This is a genomic window from Flavobacterium sp., assembly GCF_035760125.1.
Lineage (GTDB): Bacteria > Bacteroidota > Bacteroidia > Flavobacteriales > Flavobacteriaceae > Flavobacterium.
Genome location: NZ_DASTTN010000519.1, coordinates 1 through 2,869, shown reverse-complemented (window position 1 = coordinate 2,869; position 2,869 = coordinate 1). Strand labels below are relative to the sequence as shown.

The window sequence follows — 2,869 nt, the reverse complement described above, 5'->3', positions numbered from 1 at the left end:
AACCGTACAATCATCTGGCGAGCCAGGAGGTTTTGTTAATATTAAAATTAGAGGTATATCTTCTTTTGCCAGCACTAACCCCCTTTTTATCATCGATGGAATGATTGTAGACAATCCTTATGATTTTGCCCCTGGTGATGTTGAATCAATGCAAGTATTAAAAGATGGTGCTTCAGCTGCCATTTATGGAGTACGTGGAGCCAATGGAGTAGTTATCATTACTACCAAAAAAGGGAAACAAGGAAAAATGAGCGTTGGGTTTAAATCATTAACAGGATTCCAAACCGTACCAAAAAAATGGTCATTAACGGACAGAGTAGGTTACCAAACTATCACTAGTGCAGCTGAGAGAAATGCTGGACTGACAGTTGCTCCAGGAAATGACCCAACTAATGCACTTTATATCAATGATGTAAATACAAATTGGCAAAATGAAGCTTTCGATACTGGTATTATACAGAATCAAGCAGTAACACTTAGCGGTGGATCTGACGGTTTAGCCTATAACATGAATTTAGATTATTTTAAAAATAGTAGTTATGTCAAATCTCCACAAGATTATGAAAGATACACTATGAATCTGAATTTGTCAGGAAAAAAAGGAAAATTTAGTTATGGTTCTAAAATAGCATATACACAGTCTGGAAAAGAAAAATTTAACAGTTATGTTGGAGAATCAGCTATTTCTAGTTTATTGACTGCTATCCCAACAATGCCTGTATACGATGAAAACAGATTAGGCGGATATGGCGGAACGGACAACTTAACGCAAAGAGCTATATCAATGAACGTTATTGGTTTTAACAACTTACTTGAAAATAAAGACAGAAGAAACCGTTTCATTGGAGACATCTGGGGACAGCTTGAAATCGTTAAAGGATTAAAATATAAAATTGACGCTAGTTACGACAGGACAGATACTCAAAACAGATTGTTTATACCCCCAAGTGATTTAGGATGGTATTATATTACTACTAATGATGAAGCTTCACTAGACATAGCAAATGCAAACCAAACAAACACATTCCTAAATAACATATTGACATATGAAAAAACTTTAGGCAAACATAAATTTGATGTTTTGGCTGGATGGATTCAAGAAAGAAAAGACTTTTACAACCATTGGTCAAAAGGTGTAGGCTATACTCCAGGAGAAATCAGTGAGCTTCAATATGCTGACGATATCAGCGGTGGGGAATACAAAAACACGATTACAGGTATATCTTACATCAGCAGAATCAATTATTCTTTTGACGATCGTTATTTGTTTCAAGCAAACTTCAGACAAGATAAATCATCTCTTTTTGGGGAAAACTACAACAAAGTTAATTCCTATTCATTTTCTGGAGCTTGGAAAATTAGCAACGAAAGTTTCCTTGACTTGCCAGAATATGTAAGTAATATCAAGTTAAGGGGAAGCTGGGGCCGTTTAGGAAATAATCCAATCGCTCCTTATTCATTTGCTACAACGGTTAATCGTTTTGCCGGTTATGATTTTAACAACACTTTGGCCAATGGTACAACAGTAGTAAGCGCATTAGACCCAAATTTACGTTGGGAAACATCAGAAACTAGCGACATTGCACTTGAACTTGGTTTCTTTAACAATGATTTACAGTTTACGGCAGAATACTTTAATAAAAAATCGGACGATCTTTTAGTTAATGTTCCATTACCTTATTCTACTGGTGCATTTCCAGCCCTAATTTTAACAAATGGCGCTGCAATGAACAACAGTGGTTATGAATTTTCACTAGCATATAACAACTCACATCATGAGTTCAAATATAACATTAGTGCCAACGTAGGAACTTTAAAAAACGAAGTGACAAAAATTGGAGTTAATGGAAATCCAATCTATGGTGCTGCTTCTAAAACAGAAGTAGGCAGATCTGCTGGTGAAATTTATGCATACCAAACCGATGGAATTTTCCAAAATGCTGCCGAAATCGCTGCAGCTCCAACACAAACAAATGCAGGTATTGGAGATATCCGTTTCAAAGATGTTAACGGGGATGGAATGATTAATGACCAAGACAGAACTTACCAAGGATCAGCAATTCCTACATACACTTTTGGAACTAATTTTGGAGCTTCTTACAAAAACTTTGATTTTACAATGGTATGGCAAGGTGCAGGTGGTAATAAAGTATTTAATGCTATGTACCGTGATTTGATGGTTGGACAATATGGTAATCACAGTACAGATGAACTTAATTATTGGACTCCAACAAATACAAATACTGATGTTCCTCGTCCAATTATTGGAGATCCAAATGGTAACAGCAGAGACTCTAATCGTTTCATCGAAAAAGGAGATTATGTAAAATTGCAAACAATGGAAATTGGATATCAAATCCCTGTACCTAAATCCTTTTTTATTGAAAAAGCAAAAGTTTATGTAAATGGTCAAAACCTTTGGACTATAACAAAATACAAAGGATATGACCCAGATTTTAATAGCAATGACGGATTGTTCTCAAGAGGATATGATGCAGGTTCTTTCCCAAATCCTAGGACTATTTCGTTAGGACTTGATGTGAAATTTTAAAATTAGCTAACCAATTAAAAACGAATCAAAATGAAACATAAAATATTTAATTATGCAGCTGGTTTCTTTACGCTTGCATTAATAACCACAAGTTGCGTTAGTGACGACGCTTTAACCCAATTGGATCCAAATAATGATTCTGTAGATAAATTCTGGGCAACAGATCAAGATGCCCTCGAAGGAATCAATGCCACTTATTCAAGCTTATTGACGGATGGAACCTATATGAGAAGTACCCCATTACTATTAGACTTAAAAGGAGATGATACTCGAAGCAATAGTCCATGGGGAGCTATGTACAACGTAGGTCGTTTTAAC

Annotated in this window: 1 protein-coding gene and 1 pseudogene; both read left to right on the top strand. The window is 35.6% G+C overall.

The window, feature by feature from the left end:
- The coding region (locus VFS71_RS18505) for a SusC/RagA family TonB-linked outer membrane protein (protein WP_326403109.1) at nucleotides 1-2,551 on the top strand (2,551 nt) is incomplete at its 5' end.
- A 30-nt stretch (nucleotides 2,552-2,581) separates the two neighbouring features.
- Nucleotides 2,582-2,869 (top strand): annotated as a pseudogene (locus VFS71_RS18500) (hypothetical protein); the annotation flags it as partial.